The sequence below is a fragment of the Edaphobacter dinghuensis genome (assembly GCF_014640335.1).
GTDB classification, from domain to species: domain Bacteria; phylum Acidobacteriota; class Terriglobia; order Terriglobales; family Acidobacteriaceae; genus Edaphobacter; species Edaphobacter dinghuensis.
The window spans coordinates 104,563-127,656 of the sequence record NZ_BMGT01000002.1 but is presented as its reverse complement, the minus strand read 5'-3'; the positions used below and the strand labels follow the sequence as shown (position 1 = coordinate 127,656).

Genomic DNA, 23,094 nt, shown 5'->3' with positions numbered 1-23,094 from the left:
GGCAACAGAGATGGCAGCAGAGTCGCTCCATCTGCAACGTACGGCCCGCATCGCCGGAACACCCCGCATCCTTATCATTGACGATGAGAATGCTATTCGCGAGTCGCTTGAGACCCTTCTAACGCTCGAAGGATTTACTGTCACCCTGGCTGGCGACGGTGCCTCCGGACTCGACCTGCTTTCACGTAACGAGTACGACCTTCTGCTGCTCGACCTTGCGCTGCCGGGAGAGAGCGGCATCGATCTGCTTCCGCGCATCGTCGAGATGCAGCCAAACCTTCCGGTCATTATGATTACTGCCTTCGGAACAGTTGGCAACGTTGTTGATGCGATTCGCGCAGGCGCAGAGAACTTTGTCCAGAAGCCGTGGGACAACGAGAAGCTGCTTGCCGACATTCGCACTGCGATTGCAAAGCATAAAGCCGAAGAAGAGGTCATTCAGCTTAAGCGAACACTGAAGCAGCGGTACAACTTCGAGAACATCGTCGGCAAGAGCGAACCCATGCTGCGGCTCTTCGACCTGATCTCGCAGGTAGCGCCGAGCCGCTCGACCGTGTTGTTGCAGGGAGAGAGCGGAACCGGCAAGGAGTTGATCGCGAAGGCGCTCCATGCGAACTCTCCGCGACGCGATCATCCCTTTGTTCCTGTCAACACGGGTGCCGTTCCATCGGATCTGCTGGAATCGACTCTGTTTGGCCACGTCAAAGGAGCGTTTACCTCGGCCATCAGCGCGAAGAAAGGCCTCTTCGAGATCGCGAACGGCGGCACTCTCTTTCTCGATGAGATCGGCACGATGAACATGGACATGCAGGCGAAGATCCTGCGCGTTCTGCAGGACCGCCGTTTTATGCACCTGGGTGGTGTGCAGGAGATTCAGGTCGATGTCCGCATCATTGCCGCGACAAACGTCAATCTACAGGAGGCTGTCCGCGAGGGGCGCTTCCGCGAAGACCTTTTCTACAGGCTCAATGTGATTACGCTGGAGCTTCCTCCGTTGCGCTTGCGACGTGAGGACATTCCCCTGCTCGCTGCGCACTTCCTGAAGTTTTATGCGGATGAGAATGGAACCGAGACGCCGTCGCTTACGCCTGAGACGCTGCGCATCATGATGGACCATGAGTGGCCAGGAAACGTGCGAGAGCTGGAGAACGCGATGGAGCGTGGCGTAGTGCTGGCGACATCTAATGCGATTACGCCTGATCTGCTGCCCGCACAGTTGACGGGCAGCACCTACTCCGCTAGCCTGCTCGACCATAAGCCTGATGCTTCGCTCTTCGATCTGATGGAAGAGATCGAGCGTCGCATCATCTCGGACCGGCTCGAGCGCTGCCATTGGAACCAGACGGAGGCGGCAGAGTACTTCAAGATTCCGCTATCGACGCTGAACCAGAAGATCAAGCGTCTGAGTGTCGAGATCAAAAAGCGCATCCGCGACTAATTCTCTTTTCATTTCGATCAGTGCGTATCTGCCAGCTCCAGGCGAACTACATCGTAGGAGACGCCGCTGGTCAGCCCACCTGCGGGGATGGTGAGTGTGAGGGTGTTCTGACCGGGACGCAGTAGAGTGGCGTCGAAAGAGAGGTCTTTCTCTACCCATGAGCCTTCTATGCCATCGCGGTTAATGGTTGCGTTATAGATGAGGCCGGTAACGGTTCCTGCGGGCTTATCGTTGATGCCTACATCAATGCTGCGCGTGCTGACACCCGCAAGCGCGAGGCGTAGCGTAGCGCGTCCCTTTGGTTGAGACTCCGGCATGTTGAAATGGATGGTCCATGTCGTAGCGCGGCCTTTGCTGCGACCAGTGCCGTCGTCGCTGATAACATGCGGAACCTGGTAGATGTACCAGTCTTTGCGGAAGTCGCTTTTGCCGATGGTGTAGTTAACGCCGTTGGGAAAGAGTTTTGAGTATTCGATGTAGAGGCCCCAGTGCCAGTGATCGTTGCCTTTGAGAAACTCTGAGGCGGAGCGGTTGGGGATGCCGATCTGCCAGAGTTGTTTGCCGTAGCGAACGGGTGTCCAGTCGAGCTTGCCGAGATCGACTGGCTGTCCTGCAACTACCGTGATGTCAGCCTTGACGTATTCATCCAGGACACCGTCTGCGATGGCGTGAAGCTCATAGGTTCCGGGGCGAACCTTGGGAATAATGAAGTGGCCGTCAGCAGAGCCGCGTACCCAGAACTCATAGTGCTTAGCATCGTTCTGCCAGGTTAGTCGCTGAGGACCAAAGATACGCGATGATGCAGGCAGGTCGCCGGTCTGATCGGGATAGGCAAGGCCGACAAGAAGATTGGGCAGCTTTGCCCCGGGAGCCTGAGGATCTTTCAGAATTAATTGACCGCTGACGGTGCTGCGCTGGGCTGCCTGAGGGTAATCGACATTTTTGACCCAGGTATAAGGCCACTTGGCCGACTCGCGAATGGCTTGCGCCTTGGCTTCGCGGAACATGGCGTCGGGAGTGGCAGCAGAGTCGAGATAGATGAAGATGGGGCCGACGACCTTGTTCCAACTCTCGCCGGCGTTGATGCGCAGCTCGCTACCTCCATAGTGGGTGCCGCGCCAGTAGTCGAGCAGGGTGGGGTCGCCACCGTCGCCGTCGTCGATGTGGCCGGTAAGCTCGAAGTGATCGGGACCACTACTCAGGTATTCCATCGATGGATTGATGAAGTAGAGACCGATGTGGTGTTTGGTACTGGACCAACCGAAGGCAGGAGTGTCGAACTGGTCGGCGCAGTAGTCATACTTGTGTTCGGCGCGGCCTTTGTAGACGCCGGTGGTGAGGCGGCGGGCCTCTTTCATGTTGAGATCGGAGCCGTTATCCCAGTCGGAGCTGGTGGGCATAAGTGCGTTGCGCTGGCTGTCGATGGAGAGCCAGTCAAAGACCTGACTGTTGAGCTTAAAACCGTAACGGCTTTCTCCCAGACTCGTGGCATCGTAGGAGGGCTCGTGCGTGAAGATGGCGTAGGTATAGATGCCGTGGTCACCGCGGCCAAGGGTATAGCGAATTTCCATGTCGAGGAGGAGCCCAGGGCCTCTACCTCCGCGGCCGGGACGGCGGCCAACGAAGGTCCCGGCGTTGGCCATGCGACCCGAGCCGGGAGGCGGCCCGATGTGTCGGCCATTGAGCTGTGAAGCAGAGTCTTCACTAGCGGTGCCGGGATCGGGAACGGGATGGACCGTTAGGGATTGACCGTCGGACCAGCCTTTGATGGAGACCTCGCCACGCTCGCCGTCGTTCTTTGCCGGATCGATGGTGATGGTATCGGTCTTACGTGCGGCTCCGGAGGGATTTTGTTCCCAGTATCCGGCGTGATGGCCGGATACATATCCCATGGTCTCGAGGCCATGATATTTCAACGAGACCATGTCGCCTGTGGTCTTGCTGATGGAAGCGGTGACGTAGCCGTTGGCGAGGATGTAGTTGGTACCTGTGTCGGTGATGGTGACGGGAGGCTTTTGTTCGGCCTGCGCTTGAGCGGCAGCAGAGGTGATGAAGAGAAGGAGAAAGATCTGTCCGGCAGAGATGAGGGAGCGCAGCAATCGCATAGTCGTCCTTGACCCAGTTGCTTTGGGTTTCATTACGAATACGCTTTATGGTTTGGAAAAGACGCAAGCAGAAAAATAGATACTGGCCAAAATGGCTGCGACTGGGATGAAATGCCTGAAACTAAAGGCAGCGCGGTTCTCTATTTGTCAGGCTCACCCTCTTCCTTGTGCTTTCTTAACTGCTGATTCTTCAGAAGCAGTTCGGCCACCAGTCTTTGCAGGCGAAAGTTTTCAAGCTCCAGCTCCATGACACGGAAGTCGGCTGAGTCTGGAGTGGTGCGAGGCACATGCGCGGCGTGATGAAACTGACGCTCTGGCACTGTGGTATCAATCTTTTCCGGTTCAGTCATATACGTGGCTCCGCGGTATGTTCCTGGGACTGGGCAAAGGGATTACGGCCGCAGTGCATTCCTTTGCGAAATTTTTCGCGATCCTCGGGGCTCATATTCTCCCAACGTTCGCGCATTCGGTGCTTCATGTTCCGGTTCCACTGATCACGATGGCCGGAGTGGCGATGGAAGCCGCCGAAGAAGATTCTGCTGAGAATGACGAGGCCGACTCCCTGCCAGAAGGTGATGCGATGCAAGCCTAAGATTTGCGGCAGAAGAGCATTCCAGAGCTCCATGGTGACAAATCCGAGGACTGTGCCTCCGACGAGAATGAAGAGGATGATTTTGATTCCTTTGATGATTGGATGATGACGCATTGGACTTCTCCTTATGGCTTTGCGATGGTGTCGTAGATTGATTGCAGCGTGCTGCGCAGGTGCAGAACGGCGTAGCGTTTGCGCGAGAGCAGCGTATTGACGCTGATGCCGGTTTCGGCCGCGATTTCTTTAAAGCTTTGGCCCATCAGCTCATGGGCAATAAAAACTTCGCGCTGCTCCGGTGGTAACTCTTCCAAAGCTTCGTCAAGCGCATCAAGCAGGAGGCTGCGCGCATAGGCCGCCTCCGGCCCAAGATCAGGCGAGGGCAGAAGATCTTCGAGCGTATTGCAGCCCTCTGCATTTGAAATAGGCTCATTGAGCGAACCGGGCTTGCTCTTGCGGAAAAGATCGATCATCCGGTTTCGCGCCACGCGGAAGAGCCACGCTGTAACCTGTTCGATGGGTTTCATGAGGCGGTAGGCCTCGATGAGTTCATAGAAGACGTCCTGCAGAATGTCTTCGGCTTCTCCGCTGTCGGCGACTCGTTTGCGGATGAAGCTGCGCAGGCGCGGCTCATCCCGGCGCATCGCCTCGGAGATGAGCTGGTCCTGCTCGATGATCGTCAATTCGTTCATCTGCTGGTGTAGACGGATGAGGGGGTGGGGATATTTTAGCTTTGCCTCAATTTATTTTCGGCGCCGGCTGACTTGGGAGATGATCGTTATTGCTTAAGTTTTTCCGTCAGGCAAACCTTTGAATTTGCGCGGCCTTCATATGAATACGGTAATCTCATATACCTCTATGACTGCTAAAAAACGAGTAGCCGCAGAAACAGACGATGCCAAGCCCGTAAAGAAGGCTGCCACGAAAGTTGTTGAAACCCTTTTCTTCAGTCGGGACGAATCGTGGCTGCGATTTAACCAGCGCGTACTCGAAGAGGCGCAGGATGCTACAAATCCATTGCTGGAGCGAGTGAAATTTCTTGCGATTACGGCGAGCAACCTGGATGAGTTTATCGAGATTCGGGTGGCCGGTATCCTGCAGCGAATTGAAGACGGCTATAACCTTGCTCAACCTCTGGATGAGGGTGGGTTGCGACCGCAGCAACGGCTCGACCAGTTGCGCGAACGCCTGAAGAATTTCGTGGCAGCCCAGTATCGGTGCTGGAATGAACAACTGCTGCCTGCCATGAGAGATGAGCGAATCCGTGTGCTGCGGTGGGAACAGGTCGGCGACAAGGCACGTGCCCATGCGCTGGAGTTCTATGAGAATGAGGTCGATCCGTTGCTAACCCCGGTAACGATCGACCCTTCGCACCCGTTTCCGCGAGTGCAGAACAAGGCGCTTTGCCTTGCTCTCCTGCTGAAGAATAAGCGTAAGGGAAACGGCGGGACGCGGCCTGCGATTCTGGGTGTTGTAACTGTGCCGCGTTCCCTGCCTCGTCTGGTGCCGCTGCCGGGTCCTGAGGGATACAGCGACTTCATTCTGCTGCACGAACTGATTGAATCGCAGGTGGAGAGGATGTTTCGTGGATACGAAATTCTATCCTGCTCGGCATTTCGCGTGACTCGAAACAGCAATCTCTATATGCAGGAAGAAGAGTCGCGGTCGGTGCTGGAGAGCGTGCGTGCGGAGTTGCATAACCGCCGCAAAGGCGATGCCGTGCGGTTGGAGATCGATGGTTCGGCAGGAGACGAAATCGTCGACCGGCTGCGAATGAACTTTGAGCTTGATCCCTGGCAGGTCTATCGGACGGATGGGCCCGTCAATCTTTCACGATTGATGAATCTCTACTCGGAGACGAAACGGCCCGAGCTTAAATATCCTGCGTTTGCCGGGAAAGAGTTCAAGCTGGGGCCGAAGCTGGTTGATCTGTTTGAAGAACTGCGTACCCATGATGTGATGCTGCACCATCCCTTCGACTCATACAAGACGGTGGAGGATTTCATCGAGGCGGGGGCGAGGGATTCCGGCGTCATCTCGATGAAGCAGACGCTCTACCGCACAAGTAAGGACTCACCGATCTTTCGTGCGCTGATTGAGGCAGCGCAGAGTAAAGATGTCACTGTTGTGGTCGAGTTGATGGCAAGGTTCGACGAAGACTCGAACATTCGCTGGGCACGAGAGCTGGAGGATGCAGGAGTTGGAGTCTTTCACGGGATATTTGGCTTCAAGACACACTGCAAACTGGCACTGCTAGTCAGACGCGATCCTGATGGCATCGTGCGAAGATATGCTCACCTGGGCACAGGAAACTACAATCCGGTGACGGCGCGGTTTTATACCGACATCAGTTTGCTCACGTCGAGGCCAGAGATGACTGAGGCAGTGCAGAAGGTATTCAACTATCTAACGGCCGAGACGGAGGCCGCATCTTATGCACCCCTGCTGGTTGCTCCGCTGACATTGGCAGAGAAGGTAATCGCGTTGATCGCACGCGAGACAGCCCATGCAAAAGCTGGAAAGCCAGCGGCGATTGTAGCCAAGATGAATGCACTGCTCGACAGGCCCACTGTCGAGGCCTTGTACGAGGCTTCGAAGGCTGGGGTGGAGATCGATCTGATTGTACGAGGAATGTGCTCGCTGCGCCCTGGAGTGAAGGGATTAAGCGAACATATACGAGTACGTAGCATTGTGGGGCGATATCTCGAACACAGCCGTATCTTCTGCTTCGCCAATGGCGGAAAAGAGGAGATCTACTGCGGCAGCGCGGACTGGATGCCGCGAAACCTGTTCGAGCGATGCGAGGTCTTGTTCCCAGTGACACAGGCCGACCTGGCGAAACGCTTACGAGAAGAGATCCTGGCAGCGTATCTGGCGGATAATACGAAGGCTCGGCTGCTGCAACCGGATGGAGAGTATGTAAGAGCAGCAAAGACGGTAGCTCCATTTGCGGCGCAGGATTATCTGATGCGCATCGCAGAAGGTGCAGTGGAAGCAGTTCCCGCAAAAGCAAAGGCCGCCCCTGAAGGTACGGTCTCGTAGATGAGTGCTCTTACAAAGTGGCTGAACTAGAGGGCATACTTCCCTGCTTTGACGATATGCTGAGCAACTTGTCGACGGAGAGCAATCGTGTCGGTCGGTTCATGCTTGGCAAGGCGGCGAAGAATAGCAACCTGTGTTCGAGTTATATCGCCTTCGGCTGTGGCCGCGATAACTTTGCGAGCGCAGAGTTCAATCTTTTCGATAGACACCGCGGCGTAGATACGGGCCATCGTCACGTAAACTTCAGCTCCGGCGTTTCCTTTAGCAGCAACAATCTTTTGTGCGCGAAGGATGGCTGATTCCATCGCATAGACTTCGATGACCATATCCGCGATAGCGCCCATGATCTCCTGTTGGTCGGAGATGCTGGCCATGTATTTTTGTGTGGCAGATCCAGCGGCGAAGAGCGTGAGCTTTTTAGCGCTCGCAAGCAGACTGATTTCGGCAGCCAGTGGCCCCTCGTCTTCTTCTTTTACCGTTGGCCCAGCCATGACTTCATCCATAAGCTGTTTAATCGCTGGCATCAGCGCCAGCTTGCCAGACATTGCGGACTTAATGAGCCAGCCGGTGATGATGAGACGGTTGATCTCGTTGGTGCCTTCGAAGATGCGGTTGATGCGTGAGTCACGATAGGCGCGTTCAGCAGGATACTCCTCGACGTAGCCATAGCCTGCATAAATCTGTAGGACCTCGTCGACAACGCGGTCGAGCATCTCTGAGTCCCAGACTTTAACGATGCTGCATTCGACTGCGTAATTTTCAATAGCCTTTTGAATCGCAGCAGTATCGTGCTTATCGACGTCGGCTAAAGCTGTATCGATCATGCCAACGGTGCGGTAGGAGAGTGCTTTACCGACAAAGATACCGATGGCGCAGTCTGCAAGCTTTTCCTGAATGAGCCCAAATTCGGAGATAGCTTTGCCGAAGGCCTTGCGCTCTTTGGCATAACGAATGCCATTGCCGAGTGCCATGCGCGCAGCTCCGACAGCAGCGTTGCCGAGCTTGTAGCGTCCGACATTAAGAATGTTGAAGGCGATGTGAGTTCCCTTCCCTACCTCGCCAAGGAGATTTGCAGCTGGGATCTTACAGTCTGCAAGGCTAAGCGGGCAGGTAGAGCTACCTCGAATACCGAGCTTGTGCTCTTCTTTGCCAATGGTGAGACCAGGAGTGCCGCGCTCGACCAGAAAGGCCGTGAGTTTTTCTTCACCGGCTTTCGGTCCGTCGGAAATCGCGCATTGAGCAAAGATGGTGAAAAGATCTGCGAACCCAGCATTGGTAATCCACATCTTTTCACCGTTCAAGGTGTAGGTCTGCTTATCTTCAGACAAGACGGCACGAGTACGAGCGCTTACAGCATCAGAGCCGCTAGTAGACTCTGAAAGCGCGTAGGCGCCGATGAATTCGCCGCTCGCGAGTTTTGGAAGATACTTCTTTTTTTGCTCTGTCGTGCCATACCAGACGATAGGCAGCGTGCCAATGCCAACGTGCGCCGAGAAGATGACGGAGAAGCTTCCTTGTAGCGCGATATTTTCGGCGATGATGGCGGCAGTGCTCTTGTCCATCTCCAGGCCGCCATATTCTTCGGGAATGTCTACCGAAGTTAGTCCCAACTCGGAGGCTTCCCTGATGAGCCGGCGAATGACGGCAAAGTCCTTAGCCTCAATTTGGTCAGAGGCAGGAACGATCTCGTTAGCGGCAAACTCAGCGGTAGTCTGCGCGATCTGACGCTGTTCATCACTGAAGTCTTCGGGGAAGAAACAGTCCTGCGGAGTGGGATTGCAGATCAGGAAGCTGCCTCCAGGAATAATTTTCTTGTCGGAGGGAGTTACGGGAAGAGTTGTTGTAGCCATGGCAGCTCCTTGCAATCCAAAAACAGTTATTGAACCTCGAATATTCCAGCGGCTCCCATGCCGCCGCCTACACACATTGTTACCATTCCATACCTTGCCGCGCGGCGAGGCATCTCGCGAAGAAGCGTAGCGGTAAGTTTGGCCCCGGTGCAGCCTAGTGGATGGCCAAGAGCAATTGCTCCGCCGTTGACATTGACCTTGGCTGAATCAATTCCAAGGACCTTAATGACAGCAAGAGATTGTGCGGCGAAGGCTTCATTGAGTTCGATAACTCCAATGTCGTCCAACGATAATCCAGCCATCCTGAGCGCTTTGGGTACAGCATAAATAGGACCGATGCCCATCTCTTCGGGGTCACACCCTGCATAGGCAAAGGCAATAAACTTCGCCAATGGCTTGATGCCAAGTGCTGCGGCATGGCTGGCCGACATGACCACAGCGGCGGCCGCTCCGTCAGACGTTTGCGAAGAATTTCCTGCTGTCACCGTGCCTTTGGCGTGGAAGACAGGCTTCAACTTTGCAAGCGCTTCCAGTGAAGTATCTGCGCGAGGGCCCTCGTCTTGCTTGAAAATGACTCCAACTGACTTGGCCTTTCCTTTGCTGCAGATTTTTGTATTCGTAACCGTTACCGGAACGATCTCATCATCGAATCTCCCCGCGCTAATGGCAGAAAGTGCCTTTTGATGAGAGTTGTATGAAAACTCATCCATTGCCTCACGCGTGATGCCATAGCGAGTAGCCACGCGCTCGGCGGTCAAACCCATCGACATGTACGAGCCTGGGTAGTTTTCAACCAGCCATGGATTGACAGATATCTTATTGCCGCCGAAGGGGACATAGGACATGCTTTCAGTACCTCCGGCGACAATCACCTCAGCGCTTCCAGTTCGAATGCGATCTGCAGCAATGGCAATACTTTGCAGACCAGAGGCACAGTAACGGTTGATGGTCATGGCAGAAGATTCGACAGGCAGTCCGGCTCGGAAGCTGGCAACACGGGCAACGTTCATTCCCTGTTCCGCCTCCGGCATGGCGCAGCCCAGAATCACATCTTCAATCTCTTTTTTATCTAATTGCGGGATGCGCTCCAATGCTCCCATGATTGCGAACGCAGCCAGGTCATCAGGTCGCGTCGTGCGCAGTGTGCCACGAGGAGCCTTGCCTACAGGAGTGCGAACAGCGGAGACGATCACAGCTTCGTTCATGGGACGTAAAACTCCTGGGGCTCTAATTCCTTAGTGGCCTGCCTGTCTTGAGCGTAAAAGCAATTCTTTCCTGAGTCTTCTTTTCGCCACAGAGAGAGAGAAATGCTTCCCGCTCGAGGTCTAACAAATATTGCTCACTGACAGGAGTAGCAGGAGAGATTTTGCCACCGCACAGTGCATAGGCGGCCCAGTTAGCCACCTTCGCATCGTGGTCAGAGATGTATCCACCCTCGTGCATTGTCCAGACGGCCAGCTTCAAGGTTGCGAGAATACTTTCACCGGGGGCAGGAATGTCTGTGCGTGCGATTGGCGCAGCATAGCCTGCACGAGCAATTGCGAGAGCACGCAGTTTAGCTTCTGTAAGAAGACGATCACGGTTGCTCGTAATGTTGTCTGAGGGGCGCAGAAAGCCGAGGCTGCGGGCTTCCGCTGCTGAGGTTGAAACTACGGCCTTGGCAATCGTCTCGAAGTTCTTCTTTAGAGCCTCGAATATCTCAACTCCTTCGCCACGCGCATCGGGGCGGATGCTGGAGCCAGCCTCAATGCTGCGGATCGTCATCTCTTTACATCCTCCTCCTCCAGGAATGAGGCCGACACCAGCTTCGACAAGCCCCATGTAAAGTTCGGCATGAGGCTGACGTGCAGCAGCATGCAGAGATATCTCCGTGCCTCCGCCAAGACACATACCATACGGCGCAACGACAACAGGGCGCGGGCAAAACTTGATTGTCTGCGTCATATTCTGAAAGGCGCGCACAGCGAGATCAACTTCGTCCCACTCTTCGTCCTGAATGGTGAGAAGGAGTTGCATGAGATTGGCGCCGACGGAAAAATTAACTGAGTCTCCGGTGATGACGAACGCTTCAAAGTCTGTCACCTGCTGACTGGACGGCTTGAGCGTCTGTGTGATGAGAGAGACAATATCGTCGCCCAGAGCATTCATCTTCGAATGCAGCTCAATGGCCGCAACGCCGTCACCAAGGTCTACGACAGAAGCTCCCGGATTCTTTCTGACTACACCGCGCGCTTTTTTGATGACGGCAAGCGATGTTACGCCGTCTGCAACCGGAACAGGCTTATAGGTGCTGCTGACTGGATCGAAGAAGAGACGCCCACTGGGAATGGTGGGATCCTCCTTGTACCAGCTCTCGCCTGCGTGAAGAAGCTTCTCGACGTTCTTTGCTACAGGCATCCCAGCGGCACGCATCTTCTCCGTCGTCGCTCGCACTCCGGCAGCGTCGAACATCTCGAAGGGACCAAGTTCCCAGTTGAATCCGGCCTTCATAGCCTGGTCTACTTCAACGATGCTATCGGCTATCTCGGGAATGCGGTTTGCGGTGTAGGTAAAAAGCTCGGTAAGCAAGGGCCAGTAAAATGCTGCGGCTTTGTCTTTCGATGGATCAGCATGGAGCAGCTGCGCGATACGTGCAGCGGTGGAGTCTATGCTCTTCGCCATATCGAGTGCAGGAAACTTTGGCCGAGTACTGGGCTTGTAATCGAACGTTCGCCAATCCAGAACCAGGCGAACGTCGCGTCCTTCGGTGTCCCGGCCCTCTTTCTTGTAGAAACCCTGCCCGCTCTTATCACCGAGCCACTTCTTCTCAATCATTGTCTCGATGAACGGCGCAAGAGTGACCTCGGCACGCTCATCCTGAATACGCTCGGCCTGTGCCTCGAAGTTCTTCGCTACATGTGCCAGCACATCGATGCCGACCATATCGCCGAGTCGAAAGGTTCCCGTTCTGGGCCAACCAAGGGCAGTTCCCGTGAGAACGTCGACCTCTTCGATGGACAATCCCTGCACCTGCATTAAGCGAATCGCGTTACCCAGGCTGAATGTGCCGATACGGTTCGCGATGAAATTAGGGGTATCGTGCGAGCGAACGATGGTTTTACCAAGACGCTGATCACAGAAGTGCGAGATGCAAGCGATATCGTCGAGGTTGGTATCGTCCGTGGGGATAATTTCGAGCAGGCGCATATAGCGCGGCGGATTAAAAAAGTGAGTACCGAAAAAACGCTGCCGCAGATCGTCGGGGAGGCGGGCTGCAATCGCGTCAATAGGCAATCCGCTGGTATTCGTCGTAAGAATCGCATTGGGTCGCAGGTGCGGTTGTACTTTATTGAGCAGCGCTGCCTTGATGTCGAGATCTTCTGCAACTGCTTCGATAACCCAGTCGCAGTCTGCAATCAGCGCGAGATCGTCCTCAAAGTTGCCAGGCGTAATGAGGCGAGCACTATCAACTGCATAAAATGCTGCAGGCTTCGATCCCTTGAGAGCCTCAAGAGAGGCAAGCGCGAACTTGCTTCGCTCGTGGCTGGGAGCGTCTCCACCTGTTCCCGGAGGCACAATATCCAGCAGAATTACGGGGAGTCCGGCATTAGCGATGTGAGCAGCAATCCGTGAGCCCATGGTCCCGGCTCCAAGAACGGCGACTTTGCGAATCTGTCTCAGTGCGGTATTGCTCTGGGGCATTCGGGCTCCCGGGGATAAAACCTCAGACGAGTGCAGCTTACTGAACGACCATTCAGTAGTCAAGCTACTCGCTATCACCATCATGAAGTGAGTTGGCGCGTCAGGAGTGGAGGCAAGTATGATGGCGAGGCACTCCTATTTTGTTTGATCTGCGAACGGAATACCAAGAAGGCTACAGAATGAAGATAACGACACGACGAGAGTTTTTAGCGATTGCCGGGAGTATGGCTGCCTATCTCCCCAGCCGGGCCTTATATGCGAGCACCACCCATACTGAAATGACCCCTTACACAATGGTTGCAAAGCTCGATCACGCGCGAATTCTTGCCACAGCCAACCGTTATCTCACGGAGAAACCGATCACCGTAACTGCAGCACGATCTACGCGCAGTTCAGGGGGACCGCATGATTACTTCTCCGAAGGAGACTACTGGTGGCCGGACCCGAAGAACCCGGGCGGTCCTTATATACGGCGCGATGGCATGTCGAACCCAGAAAACTTCAATGCGCACCGCAACGCTCTGATCAGGCTAAGCCTGATTGTCCCTGCACTGACTGCCGCATGGGAGCTAACGCGGGAACGAAGATACGCAGAGCACGCCGGGCAGCATCTGCGAGCGTGGTTCGTCGATCCAGCTACACGAATGAATCCGAATCTACAGTTTGCACAGGCAATCTTCGGAGTGAGCAAAGGGCGTGGGACCGGAATTATCGACACACTCCATCTGGTGGAACCGGCGCGGGCAGCAACTCTGCTAATGGCTGCACAGGTGCTCGAAGGTGGAAAAGAGATTCAGCAGTGGTTTGCGGACTATCTCGAGTGGATGCGCACCTCAAAGAATGGCCAGGAAGAGCGCGATGCAAAGAACAACCATGGGACCTGCTGGGTTTTGCAGGCTGGAGAGTTTGCACGGTTTACCCAAAATGAAGAGGTCATGTCATGGTGCCGCGAACGCTTCAAGACCGTGCTTGTACCTGGCCAGATCGCTGCCAATGGAAGTCTGCCGCTGGAGCTGGCACGTACAAAGCCTTACAGCTACTCCCTCTTCGATATGGATGTGCTTTGCGGCATCGCTCAAAGTATCTCGGCCAAGAGTGATGATCTATGGAGTTTTGCCACGCCGGATGGCCGCGGGCTGCGCAAGCTGATGCAGTTCATGTATCCCTATATCAAGGACAAGGCTGCGTGGCCGTTCGCGCACGATGTCGAACACTTCGACGACTTCCCGGTCAGAAATCCTGCGCTGCTCTTCTCCGGCCTGGCCTATGGCAAGCAGGATTACATCGCGTTATGGAAGACACTCAACCCTGACCCTGTGGTTCCGGAGGTCATCCGAAACTTTCCCATCCGGCAACCATTGCTGTGGATGGCAGGGTCAGGGCATACGACTAACAGTTAGTGCTTCGATTCAGCAAGACGGTGCATCTCCGAGCCGGCAAGCAAAAAGCCGCCGACGCCATAGACGTAACTGGCTGACGGCTTAAACTTGCCAGGCTGCCCATCGATCGGTTGAATGGAACCAAGCCTTCCATCGGCATAGACGTGCGTGAGCATTCCCTTCCATGCCTTCTCGACGACGGGCTGATACTTTGCGCGGTCGAGAATGTGATGATTGATTCCGTAGGCAATGCCATAGGTAATAAACGCTGAACCAGAGACCTCGGGAAGCTCATAGGAATCAGGATCGAGCAAGCCTGAGCGCCACAAGCCATCCGGGCTTTGAATCTCTGCCAGCTTTGCAGCCATCTGTCGGAACTGCTCGACATATTTTGACCGGCTCGGATAATCCGCAGGCATGAATTCCAGCACATTGGCGAGACCGCCCATGACCCAGCCATTGCCGCGCGACCAGAAGAGCTTCTGACCGTTAGCCTGCTTTTGCGTGAGGTAACGGCTATCGCGGAAGTAGAGATGATCCTGCTGGTCGTAGAGGCTGGCAGAGGTCAGCCACCACTCATGATCCATGTAGTTGAGATACTTGCGGTCATGCGTGATTGCATAAGTTCGCAAAAGCACCGGTGGCGACATGAACAAGGCATCGCACCACCACCAGAGCAGCTTGTTGGGATCATCCTGACGGACGACGAGACGATCCATAATCTCCTTGGTATTCGCCATACGCTCAGGCTTGTGATCGATAAGATAAAGATCGAGATAGGCTTGTCCCAGAGCTTGATCATCGGCATGAGGAAAACGCTTATCCAATAGTTGCCAGTCGTAGTGCTCGGCCATGTGAAGAACAGCATCGCGATACTTCGTGTCATGGGTCGTCGCAGAGGCAGCAATCAGTCCGTCATACAACGCGGCAAAGGTCCACTGCTGATTAAAGCTGGGCTCGGCAACCGTCAGCTCCCAGTCGGCGACCTTCTTCATCGCAGCCGAGATTGCTTTTGGCTTAAGAGCGCTCGAAAGATCTGTGGCAAGCGGGCCAGGATCGTCCGGCGCGTCACCGGCGGCATTACGATCGACAGGTACAACTGCCGACTTTTCGTGCGCAGGTGTCTGCGCGTGAGCCGCGAAGCAGCTGGCAAGTAAAACGCCAAGAATCAATGCACCCATGAACTTCGAGCTTTGAATCTTCAGCGAAAACGGGATCGGGGTCTTTTCGAAAGAAAACATAATGGGCTCCATTAAATCAGACCTTCATTCATAACGAGTGCCACGGCGCTGCGCAATCGTGCTGTGTTGCCCTCGAAAGATGGCCGAAGTTTTGGCGATCTCGAGAGTGAGTTTTTCTTAAGTTCAGCCTCGACAAGAGGACCAAACAGGTACCATGCAGCAGTGAAATCGCCAACAATGATGATCTCGCTGGGGGCAAGTGCGGAGGCGATCATGCGCAGGCCTCGTCCAAGGAAGGTAGACATCTTCTCCAGCGCCTTGATCGCTTTTTCGTCCCCATTTTGTGCCAGCTTTACAAGTGCGGTAAAGTTCTGCGGCGTTTGCTCTCCGGAGTTCCCATTGAGTTCGTGGTAGTAACGCAGGCCCGCACGGTTAGAGGCTACCGTCTCCCAGCATCCGCGACCACCGCAGCCGCAGAGAGGCCCTTCCATCTCCAACTGAACATGGCCAAACTCTCCAGCCATGCCATTCGCTCCGCGAAGCAGTCTTCCGTTCGCAAAGATTCCGGTTCCAATTCCTTCAGACACATTGACGACGACAAGATCGTGCATGCCATCGCTATCGCCAAACCAGACCTCGGAGAGAGCGCACGCATTGGCTACGTTGTCCATCTCTACACGCAGACCGGTGGCTCTCTCGATGCGCGACTTGATACTAAGCACAGGCCAGTTGAGGTTTGGGGCAAAGATAAGCTTCTGCAACGCCGGGTCGGGTCGCCCTGGAAGACTGATACCAATGCCATCGAAAGATTTATCACTATGCGCCGCAATCAGCTTTCGGATGGCGTGGACGATGGGTTGAATGACCTTACCGGGATCGTGGGGCAGATCGACTACGTTTTGCGCGACGATTCTGCCACCTAAGTCGGTCACGGCCACCGTAGTTTGTGATGGATGAATATCGAGAGCAATCACGCCGCGCTGATGATTGAGCTCGAGAAACGTTGGTCTGCGGCCACGCGGAAGCCTGCCGGTCGTTCCCTCGAGAATCCACTTTTCACGGATTAACTCTTCAACGATCAGAGACACGGTGCTGCGCTGCAAACCGGAAACCCTTGCCAGATCGGCGCGCGATAGCGGTTGGCGAGCACGAATGAGGTTGAAGACCAAGTTGCGATTAATCTGACGTGGCGTCTTGTTGGATGCGCTTTGCTTTTGCGTAAATGCAAACGATGAAGAGGAACGAATCGGCATTTTCCGGTTATTCCGATCTGGCGTAATTTGTGCATAACCAAAGTGAAGCAGTCTGATTCAAATAGAACCCGCACGTGTGCGGTATTCGTCTTCGTGCTGTTCTTGCTTGACATCCGAGCAGCCGAATCTTTATATCACTGAAGGACAGCATTTTGTAGATGCTTTGAATTATTGTCACACGACACAGCATCCAAGGTGCACACACGGCCCGCTCCGGCACGGACAGGCCAGGAGCAATAGCCCATCATGTATTCCCGCCGACAGTTTCTTAAGACAGGCACCACAGCGGCTGCAATCTCTATCCTCCCCTGCAATTTGCTTCATGCCAGTATCGCTACCTTAGCGAGCGGATCAACAGGCTCTCTCGACGGCGCACAGAGTCAGCGGCTGTCAAACGGATGGGAATATCTGGAAGGAACGATGGGCGGCCCATGGGAGGTCTGGCACAGCAAAGAAACTGCTGTGTGGCAGTCCATCACCATGCCGCATTGCTTCAATGCCTACGATGCATGCGATCCGGACAGGCCTTACTACCAGGGCAACGGGTGGTATCGCACACACGTGTCTATCGCCAATCCGTACAAAACGGGAAGAACATTGCTGCACTTTGAAGGTGCGGGCCAAACAGCTGCGGTCTATATAGGTGAGAAGCTGGTCGGAAAGCATGTGGGCGGCTATGACGAATTCGTCGTAGATATCACCGATCTGGCAGCGACATCGTCAGACATTCCGCTTGCAGTACTCTGCGACAACTCGCGGGACCTCAATCGAATTCCTTCCGACCTGAGCGACTTCAGCCTCTACGGTGGTCTGTACCGTCACGTAAATCTGGTTTACGTCCCTGCTGTATCACTGGAGACGGTGCATGTACGTTCTGAGCTTGCTGCTCCCGGCTCTCCGGCAAAGATCTCGGTCTTGGGATGGCTCTACAATCCGACCGATAGCAATGATCCGCTCGAAGTTACTATCGAAGTCGTCGATGCAAAGGGCACTTCTCTTTACCATTCGCAAGAAAAAATCGCGCCATGGAAAGACGCAAAAGAGCTTACAAACTTTACGGTGAAAACACCCGAGCTATGGAGCCCCTCTTCCCCGCACCTCTATCAATGCAACATCACTGTAGGCGGTCAAGGCGGAAGCTACGTTGCAAAAGAAACCTTTGGCATTCGACATACGGAGTTCGTAGAACATGGGCCATTCAAATTGAATGGCGAACGTCTATTGTTGCGCGGCACCCATCGCCATGAAGATCATGCAGGCTACGCAGCGGCAATGCCCGATGATCTGATCGATCAGGAGATGCAGCTGATGAAGGATATGGGTGTGAACTTCATTCGGCTCGCACATTATCAGCAGTCGCGGCGTGTGCTGTCGAACTGCGATCGCCTGGGAATACTGGTATGGGAAGAGGTTCCATGGTGCCGCGGCGGAGTCGGAAACGACGTATTCAAAGATATGACGCGCGATAAGCTACGCACCATGATCGCGCAGCACTACAACCATCCGAGCATTCTCTTATGGGGGCTGGGCAACGAAGACGATTGGCCGACCGAGTACCCCGAGGTGAACCAGCAAGAGATTCGAGCGCTGTTTCAGGAGCTGAACTCGTTGGCGCACGAACTGGATCCATCGCGATTCACTACAATTCGCCGCTGCGATTTTGCTCGAGACATCACCGACGTTTATTCACCCTCCATATGGGCAGGCTGGTATCGCGGCGAATATACCGAATATCAAAAAACCCTGGAGACAGAGCGCGAACGTGTCAACCATTTCTTCCATGCAGAGTGGGGTGCCGATAGTCATGCGCGCCGACACTCGGAGGACCCCGACAAAGTGTTGGCCAAAATTACTACCGGCACAGGGACAGATGAACGCGGGATGGATTATCTGATGACTGGAGGACAAAGCCGCGTCTCAAAAGATGGTGACTGGTCGGAGACCTATGCTTGCAACTTATTCGATTGGTATTTGAAGACCCAGGAGACCCTGCCTTGGCTGACGGGCTCCGCGCAGTGGATTTTCAAAGACTTCACCACACCGCTCCGCATAGAAAATCCTGTTCCGCGAATCAACCAAAAAGGCGTCATCGAGCGCGACATGACGAAGAAGGAGAGTTACTTCGTCTTCCAGTCCTATTGGAGCGATGCACCGATGGTCCACCTCTATGGACATAGCTGGCCGATACGATGGGGCGATGAAGGCGAGTTGAAGATGGTCAAGGTCTATTCCAACTGCGACAGCGCCGAACTCTTCGTCAATGGAAAGTCTGTGGGCGTCAAACACCGTAATAGTCAGGACTTCCCGGCTGCCGGGCTCCGGTGGATGACCCCATTTGTGCACGGTAAGAACAATCTCAAGGTGATAGCCACCAAGGGAAAAGTTACTGTCAAAGATGAGATCGAATTTGATTATCAGACCGAAAAGTGGGGTCCGCCAGCCAAGTTGGCCTTGTCCGAGATCGGACGGAAAACGATAGACGGGAAAGAGCTCATTACAGTGGAAGGCCGCGTCTATGATGCCAACGGCGTCTTGTGTCTAAATGCAAGAAACTTAGTGCATTTCTCACTCGCCGGCGATGGCACGCTAATTGACAACTGCGGCACATCGACAGGATCTCGCGTCGTTCAGATGTATAACGGGCGAGCTCAGATATCGCTGAACAGCACTGGAAACGTAACCATCGGCATCAGCTCTCAGGGTGTTGAAACCGTTTTTTACAATCCGAATATGACCAAAAAGTAACATTACCGCTGCTCGCATATTCGATCTCAAAAATATTTCTCAAGAGGTCGTCGAATTGATTGACAATTGTTCGTTGAGCGAACTATCTTTTAGCGTCACCTGAAAAAAGCATTGCTGATCTAGAGACAGTAAAAAAATAAATTCGATTCTGGTATCAGCATCCAGTTTAGACAAACGTTTGACTCATGAGAGGCCTCAAAATGACAATCAAATTACGCTCTGCATCCTGCATGGTTATGCTTGCGCTGAGTGTGTTTCTGCTCAGCTTTAGCAATATCGCCATGGCCCAACTAACAACTGCCACAATGGTTGGAAGTGTCACCGACTCTACCGGCGCGGTCATTCCCCACGCGACCATCACAGTGACCCAGACCGACACAAACTTCACCCGTACTGTTACCGCAAAAGACGATGGATCTTTTCGCGATGAGTTTCTTCCGGTCGGCCCCTACAAAATCTCCGTTTCAGCCCCAGGATTCAAGACGCTCCAGCGCACCGGCGTTGTTCTTTCTGTTATGCAGGAAGCTGACCTCACCTTCCAGTTGCAGAACGGCGAGACGACCGAGACGGTCAACGTCAGCAGCGGCGCGCCTCTCATCAATCTGAGCAATGCAACCATCGGCCGCACCATCTCCAACGTTGAAATCGAAAATCTTCCTCTTGTCGGTCGCGACACCTATCAGTTGCTCAGCCTGACTCCCGGTGTTCAGTCCAACAGCACGCAAAACAGTCTTGGCTTCAAAGAGCAGCACGTTTACATCAACGGTTCCACAGACGATTTCACTGGCCAGGTTTCCTACTATCTCGATGGCGGCCTTAACATGACCGGCCTCCGCAACAGTGGTAACGCGGTACCAACTCCCGATGCGATCAGCCAGTTCCACGTTGAGACAAACAACTTCAGCGCCACGCTTGGGCGCTACGCGGCAGCCGTCGTCAGCCTTGTTACTAAGGACGGAACCAACCAGTTCCACGGATCGGCTTTCGAGTTTTATCGCACCAAAAACTTCACTGCTGTCTCACACAACCAGATAACCAAGCAACCCTATGCCCGCAACGAGTACGGCGCTACTTTCGGCGGCCCTATTCGCAAAAATAAGGACTTTTTCTTCGGCAGCTTCGGCGGCCTGCGCGCCACTACCTCTTCGGCATTCAGTGGCAATGTTCCAGACGCGGCCCAACTCAGCGGCAACTTCAGCGAAAATCTGCCGTCAGCTACCGAACAAGCGAACTGCGCGACAAGCCCATCAAGCTCTGCCAGCAAAGCGTTTCACTTCCTCGTCTGCAACCCCGCGACAAACACCCCCTACCCTGGCAACATCATTACCACCCCGCTCGATCCCACAGCAGTCAAAATTGTGCAATATCTGAACTCTCAAGGCATCAAGCCTGGCGTGGGAGCGGGTCAATTCGGCGACAATCAATATACCTACAGGGAGTACGATCCCACACCGGAGATGTACAACCAGTACCTCATCAAGACGGACCATCAGGTGACTCCGAATCACCGCCTCACCTTGAGCTATTTTCTGTATGACTACAGCATTCGCTCGAACCCAGGCGGTCTGACACCAAGCCACTGGAGCTTTTCCAACTACGCTACCAAGCAGCAGAACGCGAACATCAGCGATACCTGGACGGTCAATGAGCGCACTGTCAACCAAGCTTGGCTGAGCTATACCAGACAAGCCGGTGGCCGTATCCCCGTCCCAAGCAACAGCACCTTTGCAGACTTCGGTTCCGACTTCGGAATCTCCGGCTCGCCCTCTCGCGGACAGGTCAGCATCCCTACATGGTTCACGCTTTCGCAGGCCATCACCGGCCCCAAGGCGGGAACCAATCTTTACGCCTTCCGCGACCTGATCAGCACATCGCGCGGCAAGCACACGCTCTCCCTCGGAGCTGAAACCAGCCTCGAAAAAGACTTCCAGCTCACATCGCTCGATAACTATGGCGTCTTTTCCTATGCCACAACCAAATCCGTTCGCACCACAAACTCTTTGTCCGATTACCTGCTCGGCCTTCCCAACACCTTTGAACAGGACACCGGCGAGTACGCGGAAGCCAATTACTGGAACTTCGCTCTCTTCGCTCAGGATGACTGGCGCATTCTTCCGAATCTGACCGTCAACCTGGGCCTGCGTTACGACTGGCAGCAAGCTCCCACCGATACGCAGAACCGCCAGACCAACTTCATCCCCGGTGTGCAGTCTCACGCCTTCAAAACCGTCAACATCGCAGGCAAGACCGGCCCGCAACTGGCGCCGATCGGTATGCTCTTCCCTGGTGATCCGGGCGTTCCCACCACCGGAGCCTTTACGCCTTCCAGCCACATCTCGCCGCGTATCGGCCTCTCGTATGACCCCTATGGCAATGGAAAAACTGTCTTCCACGCCGCGGGCGGTCTCTTCTACGGCGGCATCTCCGGCAACCTGTGGGAGCTTCCCTCCAACTTCGCTCCTTACGCCGTTCGTCCTACCTTCAGCAAGGTCGTCTCGATGGCCCATCCTTATTCGAACGATCCCACTGAATTTCCCGGCGGCGTCAATCCTTTCCCAACTCTGACGTTTACACCTCACACCTCAACCGCAAGCTTCCTTGCCCTTAATCAGGTCTCCTCGTTCGATTCGCACTTTGAATGGCCGGTGACCTACCAGATCAACGCCGGTATCCAGCAGGAACTGGGCAACGGTCTCGCGCTTTCCATCAACTACGTAGCCTCGCTCAACAGAAAGCTGCCGATCTATCACGATCTCAACCCACCGCAGTTCAATATCACGGCGAGCGGTACCTCAGGCCCAAGCTGCACCGATAAAACCAAGGCCTGCGCTTATGCAAATACCAGCAGCACAGTCAACAACCGCCGTCCGCTGAACTCGGAGTTCGGGCTCTCGGCCGCAACCCCCACCTACTCCAACGTCTACAACCTGCAGTCCAGCCAAAACTCGAACTACAACGGCTTGCAGGTAAGCCTGGAGAAGCGTCTCTCCCACAACTTCAGTGCGCGAGGCCATTACATCTGGAGCAAGACGCTGGCCAGCAACGCTCTCGATGGCAGCAACCTCGCCGCCACCTTCGTCGATCCCAACTACCCGCAACTCGAAGCGCATCAGCGTTCCGACCAGGATCGTCGCAACATGGTAACGGCGTCTTTCGTATGGACACCAGACTATTTCACCTCCTATAACCGGTATGTTCGCACTGCACTCAACGGTTGGACCGTGACCGGCATCATCACGATGAACAGCGGCCAGCCGTTCACCGTTACGACCGGAACCGACGTCAACGGAGATGGACAGACCAACGACCGTCCGAGCGTTCTGCCCGGCCGGACTCCTCACACTCTCGGCGGAAAGCGCTCACGTCTTGTAGAAGAAGGCCAGTGGTTTGATACATCGGTCTACTGCATACCAGGCACTGCTGGATGCCCCGGCGTCGGTCCTTTGGGCCTCCTCGGAAACACTCGTCCGGCACAGCTCGACGACCCCGGGTATCGGGACGTAGACGCTTCCCTCTTCCGCACCTTTGGAATCTTTGAAAGCCTGAAGTTCCAGCTCCGCGGAGAAGTCACCAACGTATTCAACCTGACCAACCTCGGCACGCCAAGCACTGCGATGAACAGCTCCACCTTTGGCGAAGTCACCGGCAGTGGTGGCAGCAACCGCATCATCCAGGTTGGCGGCCGCATTCTTTTCTAACTGTACCTCCACTCTCCCGGCACATCTGACGTCCAGGTGTGCCGGGATTTTTTTCTTTAAAGTCATGCCTGTTCTGCGGTTCGTTTCGTCGAACCAGAGGTCATACTCTCTACTTCGGTATAGTTAGACTTCG

At 54.6% G+C, this 23,094-nt stretch carries 14 protein-coding genes; 5 read left to right on the top strand and 9 right to left on the bottom strand.

Going from position 1 to position 23,094, the window contains the following annotated elements; all coding sequences use genetic code 11:
- Positions 1–10: 10 nt before the first annotated feature.
- Positions 11–1,438 carry a sigma-54-dependent transcriptional regulator gene (locus tag IEW09_RS06180; RefSeq protein ID WP_373282812.1) on the top strand — a complete coding sequence of 476 codons (1,428 nt, stop codon included), beginning with the start codon at positions 11–13 and terminating at the stop codon, positions 1,436–1,438.
- 17 nt (positions 1,439–1,455) lie between these two features.
- On the opposite strand, the gene IEW09_RS06175 is transcribed toward IEW09_RS06180, so the two are convergent.
- The 4 genes from IEW09_RS06175 to IEW09_RS06160 form a co-directional block, all read right to left on the bottom strand.
- Entirely contained in the window at positions 1,456–3,543 is a 2,088-nt protein-coding gene (locus tag IEW09_RS06175) for a polysaccharide lyase family protein (RefSeq protein ID WP_229739143.1), read from the bottom strand.
- 140 nt (positions 3,544–3,683) lie between these two features.
- Positions 3,684–3,893, bottom strand: coding sequence for a hypothetical protein (locus IEW09_RS06170; protein ID WP_188553332.1), 210 nt, complete (start codon positions 3,891–3,893; stop codon positions 3,684–3,686).
- Positions 3,890–4,249: a hypothetical protein gene (locus IEW09_RS06165; RefSeq protein ID WP_188553331.1), complete on the bottom strand. Its 360-nt coding sequence runs from the start codon at positions 4,247–4,249 to the stop codon at positions 3,890–3,892. Before IEW09_RS06165 ends, IEW09_RS06170 begins: the two co-directional genes overlap by 4 nt.
- Before the next feature lie 11 nt (positions 4,250–4,260).
- Entirely contained in the window at positions 4,261–4,824 is a 564-nt protein-coding gene (locus IEW09_RS06160) for an RNA polymerase sigma factor (protein WP_188553330.1), read from the bottom strand.
- A 166-nt stretch (positions 4,825–4,990) separates the two neighbouring features.
- Here IEW09_RS06160 and ppk1 point away from each other — a divergent pair, with 166 nt between their 5' ends.
- Positions 4,991–7,174, top strand: coding sequence for a polyphosphate kinase 1 (gene ppk1, locus IEW09_RS06155; protein ID WP_188553329.1), 2,184 nt, complete (start codon positions 4,991–4,993; stop codon positions 7,172–7,174).
- A 26-nt stretch (positions 7,175–7,200) separates the two neighbouring features.
- Here ppk1 and IEW09_RS06150 read toward each other — a convergent pair whose 3' ends face one another.
- Genes IEW09_RS06150 through IEW09_RS06140 form a run of 3 tightly spaced genes read right to left on the bottom strand, consistent with a single transcriptional unit; the run spans position 7,201 to position 12,705 of the window.
- A complete protein-coding gene (locus tag IEW09_RS06150) occupies positions 7,201–9,024 on the bottom strand; it encodes an acyl-CoA dehydrogenase FadE (protein WP_188553328.1) in 1,824 nt (607 codons plus the stop codon).
- 26 nt (positions 9,025–9,050) lie between these two features.
- Complete coding sequence (locus IEW09_RS06145; RefSeq protein WP_188553327.1) at positions 9,051–10,229, bottom strand: thiolase family protein; 1,179 nt, start codon at positions 10,227–10,229, stop codon at positions 9,051–9,053.
- Between the two features lie 22 nt (positions 10,230–10,251).
- Positions 10,252–12,705 (bottom strand): 3-hydroxyacyl-CoA dehydrogenase NAD-binding domain-containing protein, encoded by a 2,454-nt coding sequence (locus tag IEW09_RS06140; protein ID WP_188553326.1) that lies wholly within the window; start codon positions 12,703–12,705, stop codon positions 10,252–10,254.
- Positions 12,706–12,884: 179 nt separating this feature from the next.
- On the opposite strand from IEW09_RS06140, the gene IEW09_RS06135 reads away from it, so the two are divergent.
- Complete coding sequence (locus tag IEW09_RS06135; protein WP_188553325.1) at positions 12,885–14,105, top strand: alginate lyase family protein; 1,221 nt, start codon at positions 12,885–12,887, stop codon at positions 14,103–14,105.
- On the opposite strand, the gene IEW09_RS06130 is transcribed toward IEW09_RS06135, so the two are convergent.
- Entirely contained in the window at positions 14,102–15,325 is a 1,224-nt protein-coding gene (locus IEW09_RS06130; protein WP_229739142.1) for a glycoside hydrolase family 88/105 protein, read from the bottom strand. The genes IEW09_RS06135 and IEW09_RS06130 overlap by 4 nt on opposite strands.
- An 11-nt stretch (positions 15,326–15,336) precedes the next feature.
- Positions 15,337–16,518: an ROK family transcriptional regulator gene (locus IEW09_RS06125; RefSeq protein ID WP_188553324.1), complete on the bottom strand. Its 1,182-nt coding sequence runs from the start codon at positions 16,516–16,518 to the stop codon at positions 15,337–15,339.
- A 246-nt stretch (positions 16,519–16,764) separates the two neighbouring features.
- On the opposite strand from IEW09_RS06125, the gene IEW09_RS06120 reads away from it, so the two are divergent.
- The gene (locus tag IEW09_RS06120) at positions 16,765–19,263 is read left to right on the top strand and encodes a glycoside hydrolase family 2 TIM barrel-domain containing protein (protein ID WP_188553323.1); all 2,499 of its coding nucleotides are present in this window, start codon (positions 16,765–16,767) and stop codon (positions 19,261–19,263) included.
- A 200-nt stretch (positions 19,264–19,463) separates the two neighbouring features.
- Positions 19,464–22,961: a TonB-dependent receptor gene (locus IEW09_RS06115; protein ID WP_229739141.1), complete on the top strand. Its 3,498-nt coding sequence runs from the start codon at positions 19,464–19,466 to the stop codon at positions 22,959–22,961.
- Positions 22,962–23,094 lie beyond the last annotated feature (133 nt).